The organism is Pedobacter endophyticus (assembly GCF_015679185.1).
GTDB classification, from domain to species: Bacteria; Bacteroidota; Bacteroidia; order Sphingobacteriales; family Sphingobacteriaceae; genus Pedobacter; species Pedobacter endophyticus.
On sequence record NZ_CP064939.1, the window covers coordinates 4090800 to 4108904 of the forward strand.

Annotated in this window: 15 protein-coding genes; 10 read left to right on the forward strand and 5 right to left on the reverse strand. The window is 42.7% G+C overall.

Going from position 1 to position 18105, the window contains the following annotated elements; translation table 11 throughout:
* Window positions 1–57 precede the first annotated feature (57 nt).
* The 4 genes from IZT61_RS16710 to IZT61_RS16725 all read left to right on the forward strand — a co-directional run bounded on the left by IZT61_RS16710 (window position 58) and on the right by IZT61_RS16725 (window position 3440).
* Window positions 58–975, forward strand: a complete 918-nt coding sequence (locus IZT61_RS16710) for a helix-turn-helix domain-containing protein (RefSeq protein WP_196098175.1) — start codon at window positions 58–60, stop codon at window positions 973–975.
* Window positions 976–1068: 93 nt separating this feature from the next.
* Window positions 1069–1812 carry an SDR family oxidoreductase gene (locus IZT61_RS16715; protein ID WP_230383740.1) on the forward strand — a complete coding sequence of 248 codons (744 nt, stop codon included), beginning with the start codon at window positions 1069–1071 and terminating at the stop codon, window positions 1810–1812.
* Window positions 1813–1926: 114 nt separating this feature from the next.
* Window positions 1927–2673 (forward strand): SDR family oxidoreductase, encoded by a 747-nt coding sequence (locus IZT61_RS16720; RefSeq protein ID WP_196098176.1) that lies wholly within the window; start codon window positions 1927–1929, stop codon window positions 2671–2673.
* Window positions 2674–2696: 23 nt separating this feature from the next.
* Window positions 2697–3440 carry an SDR family oxidoreductase gene (locus tag IZT61_RS16725; protein WP_196098177.1) on the forward strand — a complete coding sequence of 248 codons (744 nt, stop codon included), beginning with the start codon at window positions 2697–2699 and terminating at the stop codon, window positions 3438–3440.
* 81 nt (window positions 3441–3521) lie between these two features.
* Here the strand turns inward: IZT61_RS16725 and IZT61_RS16730 are convergent, their stop codons facing one another.
* From IZT61_RS16730 to IZT61_RS22620, 3 genes are all read right to left on the reverse strand, one after another.
* Window positions 3522–4439, reverse strand: a complete 918-nt coding sequence (locus tag IZT61_RS16730) for a helix-turn-helix domain-containing protein (protein ID WP_196098178.1) — start codon at window positions 4437–4439, stop codon at window positions 3522–3524.
* Window positions 4440–4452: 13 nt separating this feature from the next.
* Complete coding sequence (locus tag IZT61_RS16735; protein ID WP_196098179.1) at window positions 4453–5190, reverse strand: SDR family oxidoreductase; 738 nt, start codon at window positions 5188–5190, stop codon at window positions 4453–4455.
* A gap of 1106 nt (window positions 5191–6296) precedes the next feature.
* Window positions 6297–6554 (reverse strand): aldo/keto reductase, encoded by a 258-nt coding sequence (locus tag IZT61_RS22620; protein WP_196098180.1) that lies wholly within the window; start codon window positions 6552–6554, stop codon window positions 6297–6299.
* A 490-nt stretch (window positions 6555–7044) separates the two neighbouring features.
* On the opposite strand from IZT61_RS22620, the gene IZT61_RS22625 reads away from it, so the two are divergent.
* The gene (locus IZT61_RS22625) at window positions 7045–7137 is read left to right on the forward strand and encodes an AraC family transcriptional regulator (protein WP_394370745.1); all 93 of its coding nucleotides are present in this window, start codon (window positions 7045–7047) and stop codon (window positions 7135–7137) included.
* A gap of 51 nt (window positions 7138–7188) precedes the next feature.
* Here IZT61_RS22625 and IZT61_RS16750 read toward each other — a convergent pair whose 3' ends face one another.
* Together IZT61_RS16750 and IZT61_RS16755 are read right to left on the reverse strand one after the other, a co-directional pair.
* A complete protein-coding gene (locus IZT61_RS16750) occupies window positions 7189–7719 on the reverse strand; it encodes a helix-turn-helix domain-containing protein (RefSeq protein ID WP_196098181.1) in 531 nt (176 codons plus the stop codon).
* Window positions 7720–7884: 165 nt separating this feature from the next.
* Window positions 7885–8031 carry an SDR family NAD(P)-dependent oxidoreductase gene (locus tag IZT61_RS16755; protein ID WP_196098182.1) on the reverse strand — a complete coding sequence of 49 codons (147 nt, stop codon included), beginning with the start codon at window positions 8029–8031 and terminating at the stop codon, window positions 7885–7887.
* A gap of 463 nt (window positions 8032–8494) precedes the next feature.
* On the opposite strand from IZT61_RS16755, the gene IZT61_RS16760 reads away from it, so the two are divergent.
* From IZT61_RS16760 to IZT61_RS16780, 5 genes are all read left to right on the forward strand, one after another.
* Window positions 8495–9076 (forward strand): RNA polymerase sigma factor, encoded by a 582-nt coding sequence (locus tag IZT61_RS16760; RefSeq protein ID WP_196098183.1) that lies wholly within the window; start codon window positions 8495–8497, stop codon window positions 9074–9076.
* 79 nt (window positions 9077–9155) lie between these two features.
* Window positions 9156–10364 carry a FecR family protein gene (locus IZT61_RS16765; RefSeq protein ID WP_196098184.1) on the forward strand — a complete coding sequence of 403 codons (1209 nt, stop codon included), beginning with the start codon at window positions 9156–9158 and terminating at the stop codon, window positions 10362–10364.
* Window positions 10365–10635: 271 nt separating this feature from the next.
* A complete protein-coding gene (locus IZT61_RS16770; protein ID WP_196098185.1) occupies window positions 10636–13860 on the forward strand; it encodes a SusC/RagA family TonB-linked outer membrane protein in 3225 nt (1074 codons plus the stop codon).
* A 66-nt stretch (window positions 13861–13926) separates the two neighbouring features.
* Entirely contained in the window at window positions 13927–15399 is a 1473-nt protein-coding gene (locus IZT61_RS16775) for a RagB/SusD family nutrient uptake outer membrane protein (RefSeq protein WP_196098186.1), read from the forward strand.
* A gap of 59 nt (window positions 15400–15458) precedes the next feature.
* Window positions 15459–17831 (forward strand): alpha-L-rhamnosidase-related protein, encoded by a 2373-nt coding sequence (locus IZT61_RS16780; protein WP_196098187.1) that lies wholly within the window; start codon window positions 15459–15461, stop codon window positions 17829–17831.
* The last annotated feature ends 274 nt before the right edge of the window (window positions 17832–18105 follow it).

Genomic DNA, 18105 nt, shown 5'->3' on the forward strand with positions numbered 1-18105 from the left:
TGCCGAGCATAGCAGTGAAAATTGAACTGATATTTTTTCTAACTTGCATGTTTGAATATGACGGCAGATAACATCGGAAACTTACAGGAATTTTATAGTAAAATGGGCATCGAAGAGAAGTCTATCGGAGCAGCGCAAGGCTTTACCATTCACCGTGTTCAGCATTCTATCAAGGTTTTGCCTTTCCGGTCGCAAAGTTTCAGACCCGATTATTATAATTTTCTTTTCAGTAAGGATGGCGATGGGAGTTATACGATTGATGAGAAATATTTTCCGGTAAATAACCGCACAATTTACTTTACCAATCCGGGTAATTTCCGCACTTTTGAATGGGCTAGGCTTTCTGATGCCTGCCTGATAACCTTTGATGAAGCGTTCCTGAAAGAATACGTTTATGCAGACATTTTTCAGCAGTTTCCCTACCTGCTTACCGAAACCGTGCGTCCACGGACTTTAAGTACCGACCAATATGCCCGTGTGGAAAGACTTTATACCTTGATTGAAACAGAATTTATGTCCCAATCGCCTTTTCGCAACCGCATCATCGGAAGTCTGCTGGTAGCTCTTTTACACGTTGTCAAAGAATATTGTTATCTAGATTACAACCCCATTTACGAAGGCAACAGAAGCTCACAGATAGTTAAAAGCTTTAAAATCGACCTGGATGGTTATTTCAGGGATATTTTAGATACCGGGTCAGAACAGCAGATACGGGTACAATATTTCGCAGATAAGCAAAATCTGCACGTCAACTATCTGTCCCAGGTCATCAGCAATAAGACAGGAAGATCTATGCTGCAGTGGATTAATGAAAAGGCAATCTCAACAGCAAAAGTCCTGTTGCAGGATAACGCATTCAGTATCAAAGAGATTTCTTACCGGATGGGATTTGTCGAAAGTGCTCACTTTAGTAATTATTTTAAAAAACATAGCGGCGAAAGCCCTGCTAGCTATCGCAAAAATCATTTCAGCTAACCATTCTTAGAAATTCGCATATCTTCCTTAGAGTTTCGCAACCCTTACCCTACGGAATAGCTTCATCTTTGTATCATCAATTTAAAACAATTAATGATGAGTTTATTAAAAGAAAAAGTAGCCGTAGTAACCGGCTCATCCAAAGGTATAGGGCGTGCTATTGCACACGAACTGGCAAACGCCGGAGCAAAAGTTGTTGTAAATTATAGTGGCGACCAGAGCGCTGCTGATGATGTGGTTGCAAGCATCGAGTCACTGGGCGGAGAAGCTTTTGCTATTAAGGCCGATGTAAGTAAAAAGGCGGAAGTCGCCCGTTTGTTTGAGGAAAGCATTGCCCGTTTCGGCAAAATAGATATTTGGGTAAATAACGCCGGCGTGATGTTGAACGGATTGGTAAAAGATCTCTCAGAAGAACTTCTTGAAAAGCAACTGGACATCAACTTTAAAGGCGTTTTTTATTCTTTGCAGTTAGCCGCAACAAAATTGGCAGATAATGGAAGCATCATCAATCTGTCTTCTACCGTTACCAGAACCGTGTTTCCAACATATGGTGTGTATTCTGCTACCAAGGCTGCGGTAGAGCAACTGAGCCGGGTTTTTGCCAAGGAAATAGGTTCCCGGGGCATCAATGTAAACTGCGTTTTGCCTGGCCCTACCGCAACCGATTTATTTCTGAACGGAAAATCAGAGCAGTTAATCGCTCAAATTGCTTCTACAAATGCATTCCAGCGCTTGGGTGCACCGGATGAAATTGCCAAAGTGGTTGCTTTTTTAGCATCGGATGAAGCTAAGTGGATTTCCGGTCAAAGCATCGGTGCCAACGGCGGAATGGCATAATTTCGCTAATATTATTATCTATATATTTTTCTTGGCTGTTTCTGTTTAAGGCGTTACAGCCCAGGAAAAATATAAATCCATCCAATCTATTTTAAAAATTTTTTAAATAAAATAATGAATTCACTACAAAATAAAGTTGCCCTCATCACGGGCTCTAGCAGGGGCTTGGGCAAGGCGATTGCTGAACGGTATGCGGGATTGGGTGCCAATATAGTACTGAATTACACCAATAACAAAAACGCTGCAGACCAGGTGCTTTCTAATATCAAAGCTATGGGTGTAGAAGCTATTGCCGTGCAGGCTGATATTAGCAAACCAGCTGAGATTACTCGTCTTTTTGAAGAAGCGAAAACTGCTTTTCAAAAAATAGACATCGTAGTTGCTAACGCCGGAGTAGAATTGGTAGATGTTCCCGTGGAAAACTTTACGGAAGAACAATTCGACAAATTATTTACGCTCAACACAAAAGGGGCATTTTTCACTTTGCAGGAAGCTGCGAAACACGTTTCAGATGGAGGAAGGATTATTAATATTTCTTCCAGTACCACAGTTTATCCGTTTGAAGGTGTTGCCTTATACGGCGGTAGTAAAACTGCACCCAAGTATTTGGTAGAAGTTCTTGCAAAGGAAATCGGTGGAAGAGGTGTTACCGTCAATTCCATAATCCCATATGCAGTAAGCGATGCCGGTATTTTTACAGACCCCACCGAGCCTTCCATCAAGTGGTTGATAGAAGCCAACCCAATGAAACGAATGGCCCACGTGGATGATGTTGCCAATGTGGCAGAATTTTTTGCCAGCGACCTTTCCTCTTTCGTAAGCGGCCAACATTTATTGGTAAATGGGGGCGCAAGTCATTAGGATTCACATTAAAGTTATTAAGTATGAATATGAAAAATAATACTGTACTGGTTACCGGTGGTGGAACTGGTATCGGGCTGGAAATAGCTAAATATTTTTACGAAAATGGAAACGAGGTAATTATTTGCGGCAGAAGGCTTGAAGTGTTGGAAGATGCCCAAAAGGTAATGCCCAACTTGCATATCCTGACCTGTGACCTGAGCAATGCCAATGCGCGCAAAGCATTTTCAGCAAAACTTTTATCCAACTTCCCCAACTTAAATGTTTTAATCAATAATGCAGGAATACAACGTTTCAGAAACTTAAGGGAAAATTTGCTCACCGAAAATGGATGGGCAGATTATCAGGATGAGATACAAACCAACCTCGAAGCGCCAATTCATCTTTCCAACTTGCTACTGCCTGCATTGCATAAAAAAAAGAATGCAGCCATTATAAATGTTACTTCCGCACTGGCATTCGTTCCGTATACTGCTGTCCCTGTCTATAGCGCAACCAAAGCAGCCATACATTCTTTCACCTTGTCTTTGCGGCATCAGCTTAAAGATACCGACATAGCCGTCTTAGAAATCATTCCTCCGGCAGTTAATACAGATCTAGGCGGTAAAGGACTTCATACTTATGGTGTGGATGTAACTGAATTTACCACTTCGGTTTTAAACAGATTAGCCAATGGCGAGGAAGAGGTCGGCTACGGTGGCTCGGAAGAAATACGGTTGTTTGGCAAGACACAGCTATCGGAAGGCTTTAAGAAAATGAATGGATGATTAAACTGACGGGATAGTTAAAGGAAATGGATCTGCCGAAAATAATATTACTTATTCTTTATTAAAACAATAATATTCCAATCAATTGAAAGATTTCCGAAATTCCAAGGGTGATAGGTCGGTTTTAGCTTTGAAAAACCTGCTGAAGGATTGCGAATATTCGAAACCCAGTTTGTACGCAATTTCACTAGCCGATAAATTGGTAATAGTTAAGAGTTCCTTAGCTTTATCAATGAGCTTATCGTGAATAAGCTGTTGTGCGTTTCTTCCGGTAAGCGAACGAAGCATATCGCTGAGATACTTTGGTGTCAGATGCACTTTTTCTGCCAAATCCTGTACTGTAGGAATGCCGCTATTTAAAGAATTTTCATTGCCAAAATAATTTTCCAGATGACTTTCTAATATGTGAAGAATCTCATTACTAACAGCCTTTCTTGTTACAAACTGCCGTTTATAGTAACGATTACAATAGTGTAGAAGCAATTCTATTTGAGTTACCACAATATCTTGACTAAAATCGTCGATGGGAAGCTGCAATTCCTCTTCAATCACCTTAAAAATGGCGATAATACTTTCTTTTTCCTTTTCTGATAGGTGCAGTGTTTCATTTACATCATACGAAAAGAACCCGAAGTTCTTGATTTTGATTGCCAATGAAGTATTTAGCAAGAAATCAGGATGGAAAAAAAGAGAATAGCCGGCATAGTCATTCTGGTTACCATCATTTTCAATTACTTGGTTTGGCGCTATAAATACCATTCCTCCTTCTTCAAAATCGTAAAATCGCTGCCCGTATTTTAATTTTCCTGATATGTTTTTAAGGAAAGAAATTTTGTAAAAGCTCTTTATATGGGGATTGGGCATTCTGCTCAGGTCAATGTCCTTTTCCATATTGTTGGCTATCATGACCAACGGGTGCAAGGGCTTTGTCAAGCCCAGCACGCGTCTTAATTCGGAAAGTGATTCGATCCTATAAGGAATATGCTCTTTTTTACTCATTCTTATGTTTTATCTACCAAGGACATTCTACACCTTCGGGAAAAAATTCTTCACTAAAGAATTTTCCTGATGGTCCATCATTATCAATTAGAGCATATTTTACAATACGTGTTGCCGCTTCTTCTACGGTTCCGCTACCACGATGATTGTTGAAATCAGTTTTTGTGAAGCCGGGATCCACCATATTTACTTTAACAGCGGTTTCTCTCAATTCAAATGCCAAAGCGATAGAATACATATTCAAGGCAGCCTTAGATGGTTGATAGACAGCGCCTTTGAAATTGTAGTATGGATTAGACTTGTCATTGGCCAAAGTAAGCGAACCCTGGCTAGAACTTACATTCACAATACGTGGCTCAGGTGAATTTTTAATTAAGTCGATAAATGCCTGTGTCACTCTTGCAACACCGATCACATTAGTATCAAATGCCTGTTTAAACTGCTCTGGTGTAGCAATTAAAGCCTGCTGTGGCTGCCCTCCGCTTACTCCCGCATTGTTAATGAGAACGTCTAATGAATCGGATTTCTTTCCTATTTCTGCCCGGGCGGCTTTTACTGAATCATCGCTGGTTACATCGATTTCAATAGCCTCAGCATTGGAAAACCCTGCTGATTTCAGCTCTTCTAAAGCTTCATTACCGTTTTCTATGTTTCTGCTCCCTAGATAAACGTAAAATCCCTTTTCTAACAATTGTTTTGCTACCTCAAAACCAATACTTTTATTTGCTCCGGTAATTAATACTTTTTTCATTTTCTAAATTTTAAATTATCTACCAAAGATCTGGCCTTATTCTGTGTTATTTGTAACCATAAAGAGTTTATTTATAACCAAAATGATGAAAATAATTGATTATACATTTATTAAATACACCGTTGATTTAACAAATGATTTTTTATATTGATTTGGAATGAGGCGGTTTCTTTCTTAAAAAGCCTTGAAAAATAGTGGAAATTTTTAAAATATATTGAATACGCAAATTGTGAATACTGTAGCAATTTTCACTTAATAGATTTTTAATTTCACCAATCATATAATTATGAATCGACTCAATTTCGGATTTTTCTTGTTTCTTGTTTGAGAAATAGCTTAAATAATATGGAGAAAATTTGACACAGCCGCAAGACTACCAAATGTGGCTAATCCTTGAGTGTGCAGTAATTCTCTATAAAATAATTTAGATAAATACAGTGGAAGTTTGCAACCATATTACTGTATAGTTCAGAGCGATCAATAAAGCACCGTTTGTAAAAGCACTGCGAATATTTCAGCAGCGAGTCTTGATGGGTTGGAATAATTTCTTTGCGGCATCCGCTTAGAGATAACGAAATAGCCATTTAGAAATCATTCCTCTGGCACTTATACCGATTTAGGCGATAAAAGACGTCATATTTATCATGTGGATGTAAATGAATTTACCATTTGGTTTTAAACATATTACCCAATTGCAATCAATAGACTGGCTACGTTGGCTCGGAAGAAATACTGTCGTTTTGTTAAAGCACACATATTGAAGCGCTTTAGGAAAATGAATGGATGATTGATTGAAGTTTTATAGGGAGATAAATAAGTCTTAACCTTTCCTTTAAAACCCTCTAACCTGCTTAAGAAGGTCGTGAGGATAGTCCAAGGTAATAGCACTTAATTTGTCCAATTTCTGAATGTGTTCGTCAGTAAGTTTCACTTTCAATGATGATAAAGCATCATTGGTGATGAACATTGCGTGCTCCAAGCAAAGGAAAAGGGCCCTTTGGTAAACCCCAGGAAAAAACAATCTTCCCTGGGGTTTCGCTCAGCTATTCAGCAATTACAATAAGTTCATCGACTATTTTTTCTGCATTTCATTTTCTCTATCATCATCAATCGAATTCCGATTGATCCGTCCTTTCTCGCCTTCGATATTTGCCCGTCAGATGTCCGCCTGCCAAAGGCGAATATATCATTGTTCCCAACCCGAAATATTCAGCCATAGAACGAAATTCCCTATCGGCTGTTCTTTGAAGCAGGTTATATTCAATTTGTATCACTGTTAATTTTATGGCCGATGCAATTGTGGAGACCTTCCAGGCAGGGAAATTTGTCAATTCCCTATAAAGAATTTTGCCGCTGCTTACCAAATCCTCAAGCCCTCTAACAATTTCTTAGACGGTGTTAGCCCATCATCGTAATGCGGCATATAAATATGTATATAATCCAATCCTTAATCTTTTAAGACTGACTTCTACCTATTGCTGGATTGTCTTGCGATGACTACCAGAATTGCTCTTTCCCAGAATAGCTTCACTGCTCCGTGTATATTTGGTACAAATGATAAAATTATGCCGCTGATGCTGTAAAAAATTGCCTACAATCTCTTCAAGAGCGCAATTTTTCAATAGTCTAACATAGAATAGACTTCAAATAATCGTAATTATATAAACAAACTATTATCAGTTCAATGTTTAAATAGAAAAATTTGCAAAACTAACCGGTAAAAGTCTGGCAGGCTTTGAAAGAGATTTTCAAAAAGCATTTGACACTTCTACACGAAAATGGTTGCAGTAAAAACGACTGGCCGAAGCGTACTACCAGATTTCAACAAACAGAAAGAAACCGACCCTGATTTACCTGGAACTGGGATTTGAAAGTTTGCTACACTTTTCCAATGCATTTAAACAAAGGTTTGGCATAACACCTTCTCGCTGGTCAGCACAATTGTAAGATAGCTTCAATAGTTTGTCAATTGTATTGGGGAAGATACTACTGCAAACATCAATTGAACGAAGCCCGAAATTCCACGGGTGTTGAATCGGTTTTGCTCTTAAGCAATTTACTGAACGATTGTGGATACTCAAAACCTAATTGATGGGCTATTTCACCGATGGAAAGATGCATTGATGTCAATAACTCTTTTGCCTTTTCAATCAATTTCTCGTGGATATGCTGTTGGGCATTTTGCCCTGTAAGACTGCGTAATACATCACTCAGATAATTGGGAGAAACATTAAGCTTATCGGCAAAATACCTGACAGATGGATTTTTGTTTTCTTCCATAAATCCGCTGTAAAAATATTTGTGAAAAAGTAATTCAAATTTTGAAAGTATGTCGTTGGTCGGCTTTTTACGGGTAATGAACTGCCTTTTATAATAACGGTTACAGAGCGTCAGCAATAAATCTATTTGCGAAATCAGCACATCCTGACTGAACTTATCTATAGGAAGATTGAATTCTTTTTGAATATTCCGGATTATTTCCTTTATGGATTTTTCTTCATCTCCTGATAAGATAAGGGCCTCATTCACACTGTAATCAAAAAAAACGTATTCCGGTATTTTTTTGCCAAGGGATAATTGAATTAAAAGTCGGGATGCACCATTAACAACCAGCCATTATCGGGGCTAACAAAATTCTCATCAATTACGGCAATCTGGTTAGGGGCAGTAAAACCCATTAGTCCCTCGTCAAAATCATAGCTTGTCTCCGAAGGCTTCAAGATCCTTCATTTTTTCTATCCTTCTGGCGGTAGCATAAACGGTGTAATCGCTTTGTGCCAACAGTTTTGCGGTGGCTTTTCCCATTCCGGAAGAGGCTCCCGTGACCAATGTTATTTTCATTTTTCAAACATTTAAAGTATAGCACAAAATTGTACATCAACAGTCAAATAGAAATATGCAAAACAAGGATTGTTATGTTTAAAATCAGGCAAACAGATATTTCAATTAAACTCCCTATGCTGTAAGATTAAAAAAGATGAGCGGCGAAGTACTTCAACTGTGCAAGCTCCTTGTGAATCATTATAGCCCTATTGCTTATATTCAATTCATTCAAGCAGTCTGATATAGATAGAAGGCTGGGAAAGTCAGGGTGATTCTCCCAAACATGAAAAATTATCCAGTGTTCAATGTAAGGTCGAAGAAGGTGTTTCAAGCCTGGTGATGTATGCTAACTCCCTGGCTGGTCATTTAAATTTTAGATCCCGGAAGGCATAAATTGCAAAATAATTTTTATTTACTAACTTAGGTAAATCCTTTTACCATAACCAAATCTTTCCGGGTAAATGCCCAATTATTGAATGCGATGCTGAATGAACAGAAAAAACTCTTGAAAAATATTGAGGAAGGCAGCCAGCATGCTTTTAATATTTTGTTCGGCCAGTACCAGTCAGTTGTATACTCCATAGCTTTCAGGATAATCAAATCACATGAAATTGCGGAGGAGATTGTATTCACTGTATTCTTGAAAATCTGGCAGGATGATAAGCTGAGCAGGGTTGATAATATTGAATCCTATCTTCGGGTATTGACTAGAAACCAGACTTTAAAATCATGGAGGAGCCTACAGCTGCAGACCAAAAGGGATCTTTATATCAAATCTGTCATTAAATCCGAAGACCACACTACCGAGGAGCAAATTGCCTTCAATGAAACCGCTAAGCTGCTCAAAGAAGCTGTTGAAAAACTTCCCATGCAACAGGGCCTGGTTTATCAGCTTTGTCATGTAGAGGGTAAAAAATACGAAGAGGCTGCTATGGCGCTTTCGCTATCCAAACTGACCGTGAAGACACATATGCAACTGGCCTTAAGGTTTATCAGAAAATACCTGAAAGCGAATACTGATGTCGCTCTCACTCTACTGACCATCTACTATTTTTTAAAATAATTTTTTTTTGATTACTCCTAAAAATAATTTCCGGGGTCTTATGTGTATAAGCCCTGATTTTTTAGGTTAAACACCTTTCATGACTATGGACGATCGAAGCAAATACTTATTCCAACGTTATCTGGACAACATATGTTCCCCAAAGGAATGGGAGGAGCTTATGGGGATACTGGAAAATGACGAAGTCCTCGGCAATTTATTCGATGAAACCTGGAACAAAAACCACGGTCAAATTAATCTGCAGTCATCTTCGCCACGGGAACATATCCGTCAAGCCATTCTAGAAAGGCCTAAATCCCGAAAACCGAAAAAGCTGCTCTATTACGGCCTTGCTGCGGCCTCACTGTTTGGTCTTTTTGTCCTTTTCCAGCTGATTTCATCAAATTTTAGATCTTTTAACAGCCCGGTCCAGAAACCTTTAATCCAGATCGCTGATGTTGATCCGGGGTATAGCAGGGCTATGCTGATTACGGGCAGTGGAAAAAAAATTAACCTCGAATCGCTGAAAATAAATGAGTCGATGGACCTGGCTGGGCTAAAACTGCATAAATTGGCCGAGGGATGGATTAAACTCGAAACCGCGGCGGACCTATACAACCAGTCATTGCAAAATGTCATTCAGACACCTAAGGGCGGTGAATTCAGGATTACACTGTCCGACGGTTCAGAGGTGATGCTCAATGCATCTACAAAATTTACCTTTCCGGCACGCTTTTCCCCACAGGAGCGGTCTGTTTCCATTCTGGGAGAAGGATTTTTTGATGTGAAAAATAAGGATAGAGCGGGAAAACCACAGGCCCCCTTTGTAGTCCATACGCTTAATCACGACGTGAGGGTACTTGGTACCGCCTTCAACATCCAGTCCTATCCTGGTCAGTCAAAGGACTTTACCACGCTGATAAGGGGTGTTGTTAAAATCGGAATTAATAATAAAGAAGGAAAAGTGCTCCATCCGGGGGAGCAGGCGATGGTTTCAACCCTTGGCGACATCCGGGTCAATAAAGTTGACCTGGAAGAGGTAACCGCCTGGAAAGAAGGCCTTTTTTTGTTTAACGATAAGCCGCTCGAAGTGCTGATGGAAGAAATTTCCAGGTGGTATGATGTGGATCTCCTGTACGTTGGAAAAAGGAAAGCTTTGGAGCTGTTCGGGGTTTATTCCAGAAAAAAATCACTGAAAAGCCTGCTTTCAAATCTGGAACAAACCGGTAAAATAAAATTTGAAATGTTATCAAATCAAAATATTAAAAATAAGGAAAGGAGGGTTACTGTAAGAATCAAATATCTGTAATGTGAAGAAGAACCGGAAGTGTTACCAGCACTCCCGGAAGACCTGATGAGGTTTATTGACCAAACCATCATCCAATTATTAGCCAACTGACTAACCAATTAATCTTAACCAAATGTACAAAAAATATGCGGCTTTTAGCGGCACGACCCTCTATGGCCTACTGAAATGCTTATTTATGATTAAAGGAATATTTGCCGTAATCCTTGTAACCGCGCTGCAGGTTCATGCCACAACCTATGCGCAGAGCAAAGTCACCTTAGATGTTGCAGAAATGCCCATCAGGCGTGTATTGCACCTGATCAGTAAACAAACAGGATACAATTTTATCAGCGAGGCAAAAATCCTTGCTAAGATCCCCCCGCTGACTTTACAGGTTAAAAACCAGGAAGTCTCCGGGCTCATGCCAAAGCTCTTGAATCCAGCGAAGTTTGATTTGGTTTACCAGGATGATAAAACAATCATCATCCGTGAGCGGGCACTTAGGTTGCTTCCCCACCAACTGGATGTCGTGGTGACCGGAACTGTCACCGATGAAACCGGCGCGCCCATTCCAGGCGTATCTGTAACCTTGTCGGGCAGCTCCAACGTCGGCACACAGACCGATTCAAATGGTAAATTTACAATCAAGGTAACCGAAAATGCCACGCTTGTTTTTTCTTATCTGGGTTATGAGCGTTATGAAAAGGCCGTAGGCAGTCAGCGTGATCTTAAAATATCACTCAAACCATCTGCTTCTGCGCTGAACGATGTTGTGGTGGTAGGCTATGGTAGCCAGTCCAGAAGGAATATCATCGGCGCGGTGTCGACCGTAAATCAGGAAAACATAAAGGATTTGCCCGTTACCAGCATCGATCAGAAGCTTTCCGGGCAAATGGCCGGTGTTCAGGTTAACCAGGCGTCGGGAACCCCCGGAGGAGGGATGGTCATCCGTGTGAGGGGTTCAGGCTCAATCGGCGCCGGGGATGATCCATTATATGTAGTGGATGGTTTTCCGCTGAACAATAACTACGATAAATTCCAGAACCCCTTAAGTACCCTCAATCCGGACGACATCGAATCCATCAGTGTCTTAAAGGATGCTGCTTCCTCAGCGATATATGGCTCAAGGGGTGCAAACGGTGTTGTACTGATCACCACAAAAAAAGGTAAGAGCGGTGCTTCAAGCGTTGATTTTTCGATATATACCGGCGTTCAGCACATCCCCCAATCCAGGAAACTAGATATGATGAGCGCGGAAGAATATGCAACCTGGCGTAGAGAGCACCGTCAGGATCTGGCCCGGTTCAACAACGTTCCGTTTGTGGAATCCTCAGTTCCTGAGATTTACAGAAATCCTGCTGCCTTGGGCGCTGGTGTAGACTGGACGGACGAGGTGACCCGCACGGCACCTATGCAGAACTATAATGTGACCATTTTAAACGGCACGGAGAAAACAAGGATCATGACCTCTGCCGGATATTTCAATCAGCAGGGCGTGGTACGCAATACTGGTTTTGAAAGATATTCTGTCCGTATGAACCTGGAAACAAACCTGACTAAAAACCTGACTTTTGGCCTAAACCTCTCGCCAAGTTATACCAAAAGAAAGCTATCTGATTCAGAGGGGCATTTTGAGAGCGGCATTCTCACCCAGGCGCTTCTGACAACGCCTGTTTCTACGGTAAGGCTTGCAGATGGCAGCTTTAATCCAATCGTAACCTCACCCGATGCGTTCACCAACTCAAATCCACTGAACGTATTGATGAATACCAACCGCACCTCTACCAACGTGCGGGCATTGCTCAATACGAGCCTTGGCTGGAAAATTCTTCCAGGCCTTACAGCGAAGTCCTCATTTAATTTTGACTGGCAGGACGGTAAGTTCAAAGTGTTCCAGCCATCTTATGTTGGCGCGTTCCGTAATCCTCCGCCCCAGCCGGCACGTGGGCAGTTTGACTCCAATGTCATTTTAAACTGGCTCAATGAAAATACCATTAACTATGTTAAGGACTGGAAAGACCACCACCTTGATGTGCTGGCAGGCTTCACCGTTCAGCAGGAAAGAGGGGAACGTAACTCTATCAACGGTTCGCAATATCCCAATGATGTGGTGCAGACCATAAATGCAGCTACAGTGGTAACTTCCGGGGCTGATGTGCAGAAATGGCGCCTATTGTCTTATCTTGCCAGGGCCAACTATACGTTTGCCGACAAATATATTCTTTCCGCTGCCATCAGAAGGGACGGTTCATCAAGGTTCGGGCAGCAAAACAGATGGGGCGTATTTCCATCGGGCTCCATTGGCTGGAGGCTTTCCAAAGAATCGTTTTTCCCGAATATCCCGCAGATTGACGATCTGAAACTCCGTGGCAGTTTCGGTATCGCCGGGAATAACTCCATCGGTAACTATACCGCCATCCCATTAATCGCGGCCAGTAATTATGCATTCGGAAACAGCCTGGCTAATGGTGTGACACTGAATTCCCTGGCCAATCAAACCCTGGGCTGGGAATCTTCCAAACAACTGGATATCGGTCTTGACCTGAGCATGTTTAAAGGAAGGCTGAATTTCACTGCAGAATATTACACCAGAAATACTGAGCAGATGCTGCAGACGATAGACATCCCAATCAGTTCAGGCTTCAGCCAGGGCATAACCAATCTGGGTAATGTTAGGAACAGGGGATGGGAGTTTTCTGTTAGCTCGAAAAATACCACCGGAAATTTAATATGGGAAACGGACTTTAATATTTCTTTCAACCGCAATAAAGTGCTTGATATTGGCAGCAAGCAACGGATCATTACCGGTGTAGCCGGAGCAGGAGGGACTAATATCACAATGGTGGGCCAGCCAATGGGCATGTTCTATGGTTATGTTTCCGACGGGCTTTTTTTAACGCAGGATGAGCTGCTCCGGTATCCAAATATCAGTGGGCAGGTAGTTGGAACAGTGAGGTACAGGGATGTTGACGGCAACGGCAGAATCGATGCCAATGACCAGACAATCATCGGAAATCCGCATCCTGATTTCATTTTCGGTATGACCAACCGGTTTAAGTTCAAAGGCTTCGACCTTTCGCTCCTGTTGAGCGGATCTTACGGTGGCCAGATCCTGGATCAGTATAAGCAGTTTACGACCAATCTTGACGGGGTTTTCAATGTGGAAAGGGAAGTGATCAACCGTTACCGTTCACCGGAAAATCCGGGTGCAGGGATTTTGCCAACCACTGTAAGCAATACCAATCTCGCCCGCGATTTTCGTCCATCACATTGGGTGAAGAACGGCTCATATGTTTCCCTGCGAAACCTCACTTTGGGATATAACCTAAAAACTGCATTTAGCCGTTCTATGCGGATATACCTGAGTGGACAGAACCTGTTCTACATCACTCCTTACAAAGGTGGTAACCCTGAGGTAAGTTTCTCGGGCTCCAATTCACTCGCTCCGGGGGTGAACTTTACCGCCTACCCGGTTGCTGCGACTTATACGCTGGGCGTAAATTTTGCATTGAAGTAGATTGTTAAAAAAATACGATAAACCAGGCTTTGCAACCTACGTGCAAAGCCTTTAAAATATGATAAAATGTTAAAATCATTAAAAAAAATAGCGCTATTGGGCCTGTTTCTATCCGGATTGACCGGTTGTCAGAAGGATTATCTGGATGCGAGCCCGGAGCACCTGCAGAATGCGGGAAACTTTTTCCAGTCAAAGAATGACTTTATTCAAGCTGTAAATGGTGCTTACGCGCCACTGAGACCGCTTTTTACCGATTCATTCTGGCAGCTTGGGGAGATGAGGTCGGATAATACTTCTTTCCAGTATAATACCGGCGACCGCTCAGCGATTGGCCGGGAACAGAATGATCAGTTCCTGGAACTTGATGACAATCCCTTTGTTTATTCTTTCTTTGCCAACTCATTTACCGGAATAGGCAGGTGCAATGTAATTCTCAACCGTTATGATGAGGCAAAAATCGGCGATGCGAATGCTGCCAGGCAAATCCTGGGCCAGGCGAGCTTTCTAAGGGCATATTATTATCTTAACCTGGTTCAGCTTTTCGGGGAAGTTCCGCTTGTGCTCACCGAGGTGACCTCGACGAATGACGCTTTCGATAAAGCAAAGAGAAAGCCTGTCGCGGAGATATATCAATCCATAATTAAAGATGCAGGTGTTGCGGTAAATAATCTTCCGGCCGCATACCCTGCCCCTACAGACTTGGGCAGGGTGACCAGCACTGCTGCACATATGCTGCTGGCAAAGGTGTATATGGTCCAAAAACAATATTCACAGGCCATGGAACACCTGAATATTATCTTACAGTCGCAAAAGGCACTAAACCCGGATTATTCCAGCAATTTCAATCCATTGGCGAAAAATTCCGTTGAGTCGGTTTTTGAGGTCCAATTCCTTGAAGGTCCTTTTGGAATGGCCAGCAATTTTATGTATACCTTCGCCCCCTACAACGCCGGCACGAGCATCACCGGTTTCGGGCTTTACACAGGTGCAGATTCGGGCTGGAATATCCCGACTGCAGACCTTCTGGCAGCTTATGAACCAGGGGATCTCAGGCTGGCCAAATCGATAAACAGGACTTTTGTTGACCCCAATACCAATCAGGTTGTTCCCTATACCATTAAGTTCCGAAGCGCACACAGCATCCGCTATCAGACCAATGATAATTTTCCGGTGTACCGCTTTTCTGATGCACTTCTGATGGCTGCTGAAGCTTTGAATGAAATTGGATATACTTCTTCCGGACAGGCATTTACCCACATCAATAGGGTGCGCGCCCGTGCAGGGCTTGCTGGGCTAAGCCCGCAGCAGGTATCCACCCAGGAACTTTTCCGTGAAGCAGTGTGGAAGGAGCGACAGGTCGAACTGGCGTTTGAAAACCACCGCTGGTTTGATCTGCTCAGGACAGGCAGGGCTGCCGCTGTAATGCAATCCCACGCGGCAAGGGAGAAGGCCCTGAAAAGCCATGTTCCTGCGGCTGCATACAATAACATCCGTTTATTATTTCAATATCCACGCAGGGAAGTTCTTTTAGAACAATAATGCCGCGGAGGTATCCCGGGAGCCTCGGTTCCCGGGTATTTCAATCAGAAACTATACATATGAAGCCGATTCCAACCTATATCATATTTTTTTGCCTGATCATCCAGGCCATGTGCACAAAAGCGGATCCTTTGAACCCGAAGCTGATGAGGGAAAGCTGGCCCGCGAGATGGATAAGTTTCCCCGAAGAGGGGGATAATCCCAATGGATTATATCACTTCAGGAAAGAGATTTCCATGAAGTCGATACCTAGGCAGCTATGGATTCATGTTTCGGCAGACAGCCGCTACCGACTTTACATCAATGGCAAATGGATCAGCCACGGGCCTGCAGCAGGTGAGCTGCGGCATTGGCAGTTTGAAACCATCAATATCGCGCCCTTCCTGAATCCCGGCAAAAACGTGATTGCCGCCGAGGTCTGGAACTTTGGTACCCAGCGCCCAATGGCACACCACTCTTATAAAACGGGCCTGATAATTCAAGAGGATGCACAGGATAATCTCTATGGGTTCACTAGCGATACCAGCTGGAAGGTTTGCAAAAACTCCGGCTATTCCATCATGCCTAAATGGAGCAGGGGCACCGACATCGGCGCTGCTGAAATGGTGGACTTTGAAAAATACCCCAGTGGCTGGAATTCTGCTGAACCGGATCATGAATTGCGCTGGGAAAAGGCAAGGCAGGGAGAACGGGGTGAAACCAAGTGGTCCGTTTTCAACCGCCCAGGGCGCCTGCTCGTCCCTCGCGAAATTCCGGCCATGCGTATGGAACCCATCCGTTTCTCATCGGTCAGGAAATCTTCGGGGGTGGAAGTCAGTGAAAATCACCTTCAAAAGAAAAAAACGCTGAGGATACCGGCAAACACCAATGTTGAATGGATTATTGATCAAAAGGAACTGACAAATGCTTATCCCGTCCTTGAAATAACCAGTGGAAAAGGTTCCCTGATAAATATTGGGTATGCAGAGGCCTTATATGACAGCAGCAATAAAAAAGGGAACCGTAATGATATTGAAGGTAAAATGTTCCGCGGCTTCCAGGACGGCCTTAAAGCTTCGGGGAAAGCTGAAGCATATATGCCTTTATGGTTCAGGACCTTCAGGTACATTAAGCTTACTATTCAGACGGCGGATCAGCCACTTGAAATCTCAGACTTTCATGCAATCAAAACAGAATATCCTTTTGACTACAATGCAAAATTCAAAAGTGAAGATAAGTTTCTGGATTCACTCCTGGAAGTGGGCTGGAGGACAGCAAAATTATGTGCGGTGGAAACCTATATGGATTGTCCCTACTATGAGAGGTTGCAATACGTTGGCGACACTAGAATCCAAGGGCTTGTTTCGCTATACAATAGTGGTGATGACCGATTGTTGCGCCAGGCTATAAAACAGTTTGACCAGTCCAGGATGTCTGAAGGGTTGACATTAAGCCGGTTCCCGACGAACTATGATCAGCAAATACCCCCATTCTCCTTATGGTGGATTGGTATGGTAAATGATTATTGGATGTACAGGGGGGATAAAAAATTTGTAGGGGGTATGATGCCTGGCGTCCGGCAGGTGCTTTCGTTTTTTGAGCAGTATCAGCTCGAAGACGGCTCATTGGGGGCGATGCCCTACTGGAACTTTACGGACTGGTCAAACCATAAAGGCTGGGTTTTCGGGGTCCCGCCCAATGGACAGAAAGGCAACAGCTCACTACTGGATTTTCAATTTTTATGGGCATTGCAGATTGCCTCAGGATTAGAATCCTCATTAGGCCGTCCGGAACTCTCACAGAAATATCTCAACCAGGCGGCAAAACTTTCATTGACAATCAAAAATAAATACTGGGTTGCGTCAAGAGGCCTGTTTGCGGATGAAGATACTAAGGGGTTATTTTCCCAGCATGCAAATGTACTGGCAATTTTAACCCATGTGGTAGAGGGAAATCAGGCGAAAGATCTTATGGAAAAAATCCTCGCGGATGATTCAATCGCCCAGACAACTATTTACTTCAGGTATTATCAAATGCTGGCGCTGAAAGAAGTGGGCCTGGCAGATAGGTATCTCGATCAGCTCGGTGTATGGAAGGCGCACCTTAACAGTGGGCTCACGACCTGGGCCGAAATAAGTGATACCCAGACAACCCGATCTGATTGCCACGCCTGGGGGGCCAGTCCAAATATAGAACTGTATAGAATCGTACTCGGAATTGAGAGTGACGCCCCTGGGTTTTCAAGGGTCCGGATAAATCCTGCCCTGGGAAAGCTTAAGCATGCAGAGGGATCTATTCCACACCCAAACGGTGATCTGACGGTCTCTTACCGGAAAGTAGGACAGAGGTGGAATATTACAGTTAGGCTACCGGAAAAGGTGTCGGGAACTTTTATCTGGCAAGGAAAAACCTTTGAATTAAAGCCGGGACAATTAAACAGGTTAAGCATGTAGCAAAACCGGATACATAGAGTTTTCACTTAATTTAATTTTACTTAAGGCTATTTTACGCTGCCGCGTATTGCAGATAGGGTCGTTTCACCAGTTAATGCTGATCATGGAAAATCTTGGAAACTTAAAACAAATCATTGAAGCTGCTGAGATTGAAAAAAGCAAATTTTAAAGCACTCAAAATCTCCAGGCGGCCACCAGGTTAAGGCATCTACTCCAAAAATTGAGGTTAGCCGCGCAGGAAATCCGAATGTCGGTTTTGGATGATAAAAAAACA

Excerpts from the sequence above, each read along its gene's own strand:
- IZT61_RS16710 (WP_196098175.1), top strand. The coding sequence starts at position 58 with ATGACGGCAGATAACATCGGAAACTTACAGGAATTTTATAGTAAAATG.
- IZT61_RS16715 (WP_230383740.1), top strand. The coding sequence starts at position 1,069 with ATGATGAGTTTATTAAAAGAAAAAGTAGCCGTAGTAACCGGCTCATCC.
- IZT61_RS16720 (WP_196098176.1), top strand. The coding sequence starts at position 1,927 with ATGAATTCACTACAAAATAAAGTTGCCCTCATCACGGGCTCTAGCAGG.
- IZT61_RS16725 (WP_196098177.1), top strand. The coding sequence starts at position 2,697 with ATGAATATGAAAAATAATACTGTACTGGTTACCGGTGGTGGAACTGGT.
- IZT61_RS16730 (WP_196098178.1), bottom strand. The coding sequence starts at position 4,439 with ATGAGTAAAAAAGAGCATATTCCTTATAGGATCGAATCACTTTCCGAA.
- IZT61_RS16735 (WP_196098179.1), bottom strand. The coding sequence starts at position 5,190 with ATGAAAAAAGTATTAATTACCGGAGCAAATAAAAGTATTGGTTTTGAG.
- IZT61_RS16755 (WP_196098182.1), bottom strand. The coding sequence starts at position 8,031 with ATGAAAATAACATTGGTCACGGGAGCCTCTTCCGGAATGGGAAAAGCC.
- IZT61_RS16760 (WP_196098183.1), top strand. The coding sequence starts at position 8,495 with ATGCTGAATGAACAGAAAAAACTCTTGAAAAATATTGAGGAAGGCAGC.
- IZT61_RS16765 (WP_196098184.1), top strand. The coding sequence starts at position 9,156 with ATGACTATGGACGATCGAAGCAAATACTTATTCCAACGTTATCTGGAC.
- IZT61_RS16770 (WP_196098185.1), top strand. The coding sequence starts at position 10,636 with ATGCCCATCAGGCGTGTATTGCACCTGATCAGTAAACAAACAGGATAC.
- IZT61_RS16775 (WP_196098186.1), top strand. The coding sequence starts at position 13,927 with ATGTTAAAATCATTAAAAAAAATAGCGCTATTGGGCCTGTTTCTATCC.
- IZT61_RS16780 (WP_196098187.1), top strand. The coding sequence starts at position 15,459 with ATGAAGCCGATTCCAACCTATATCATATTTTTTTGCCTGATCATCCAG.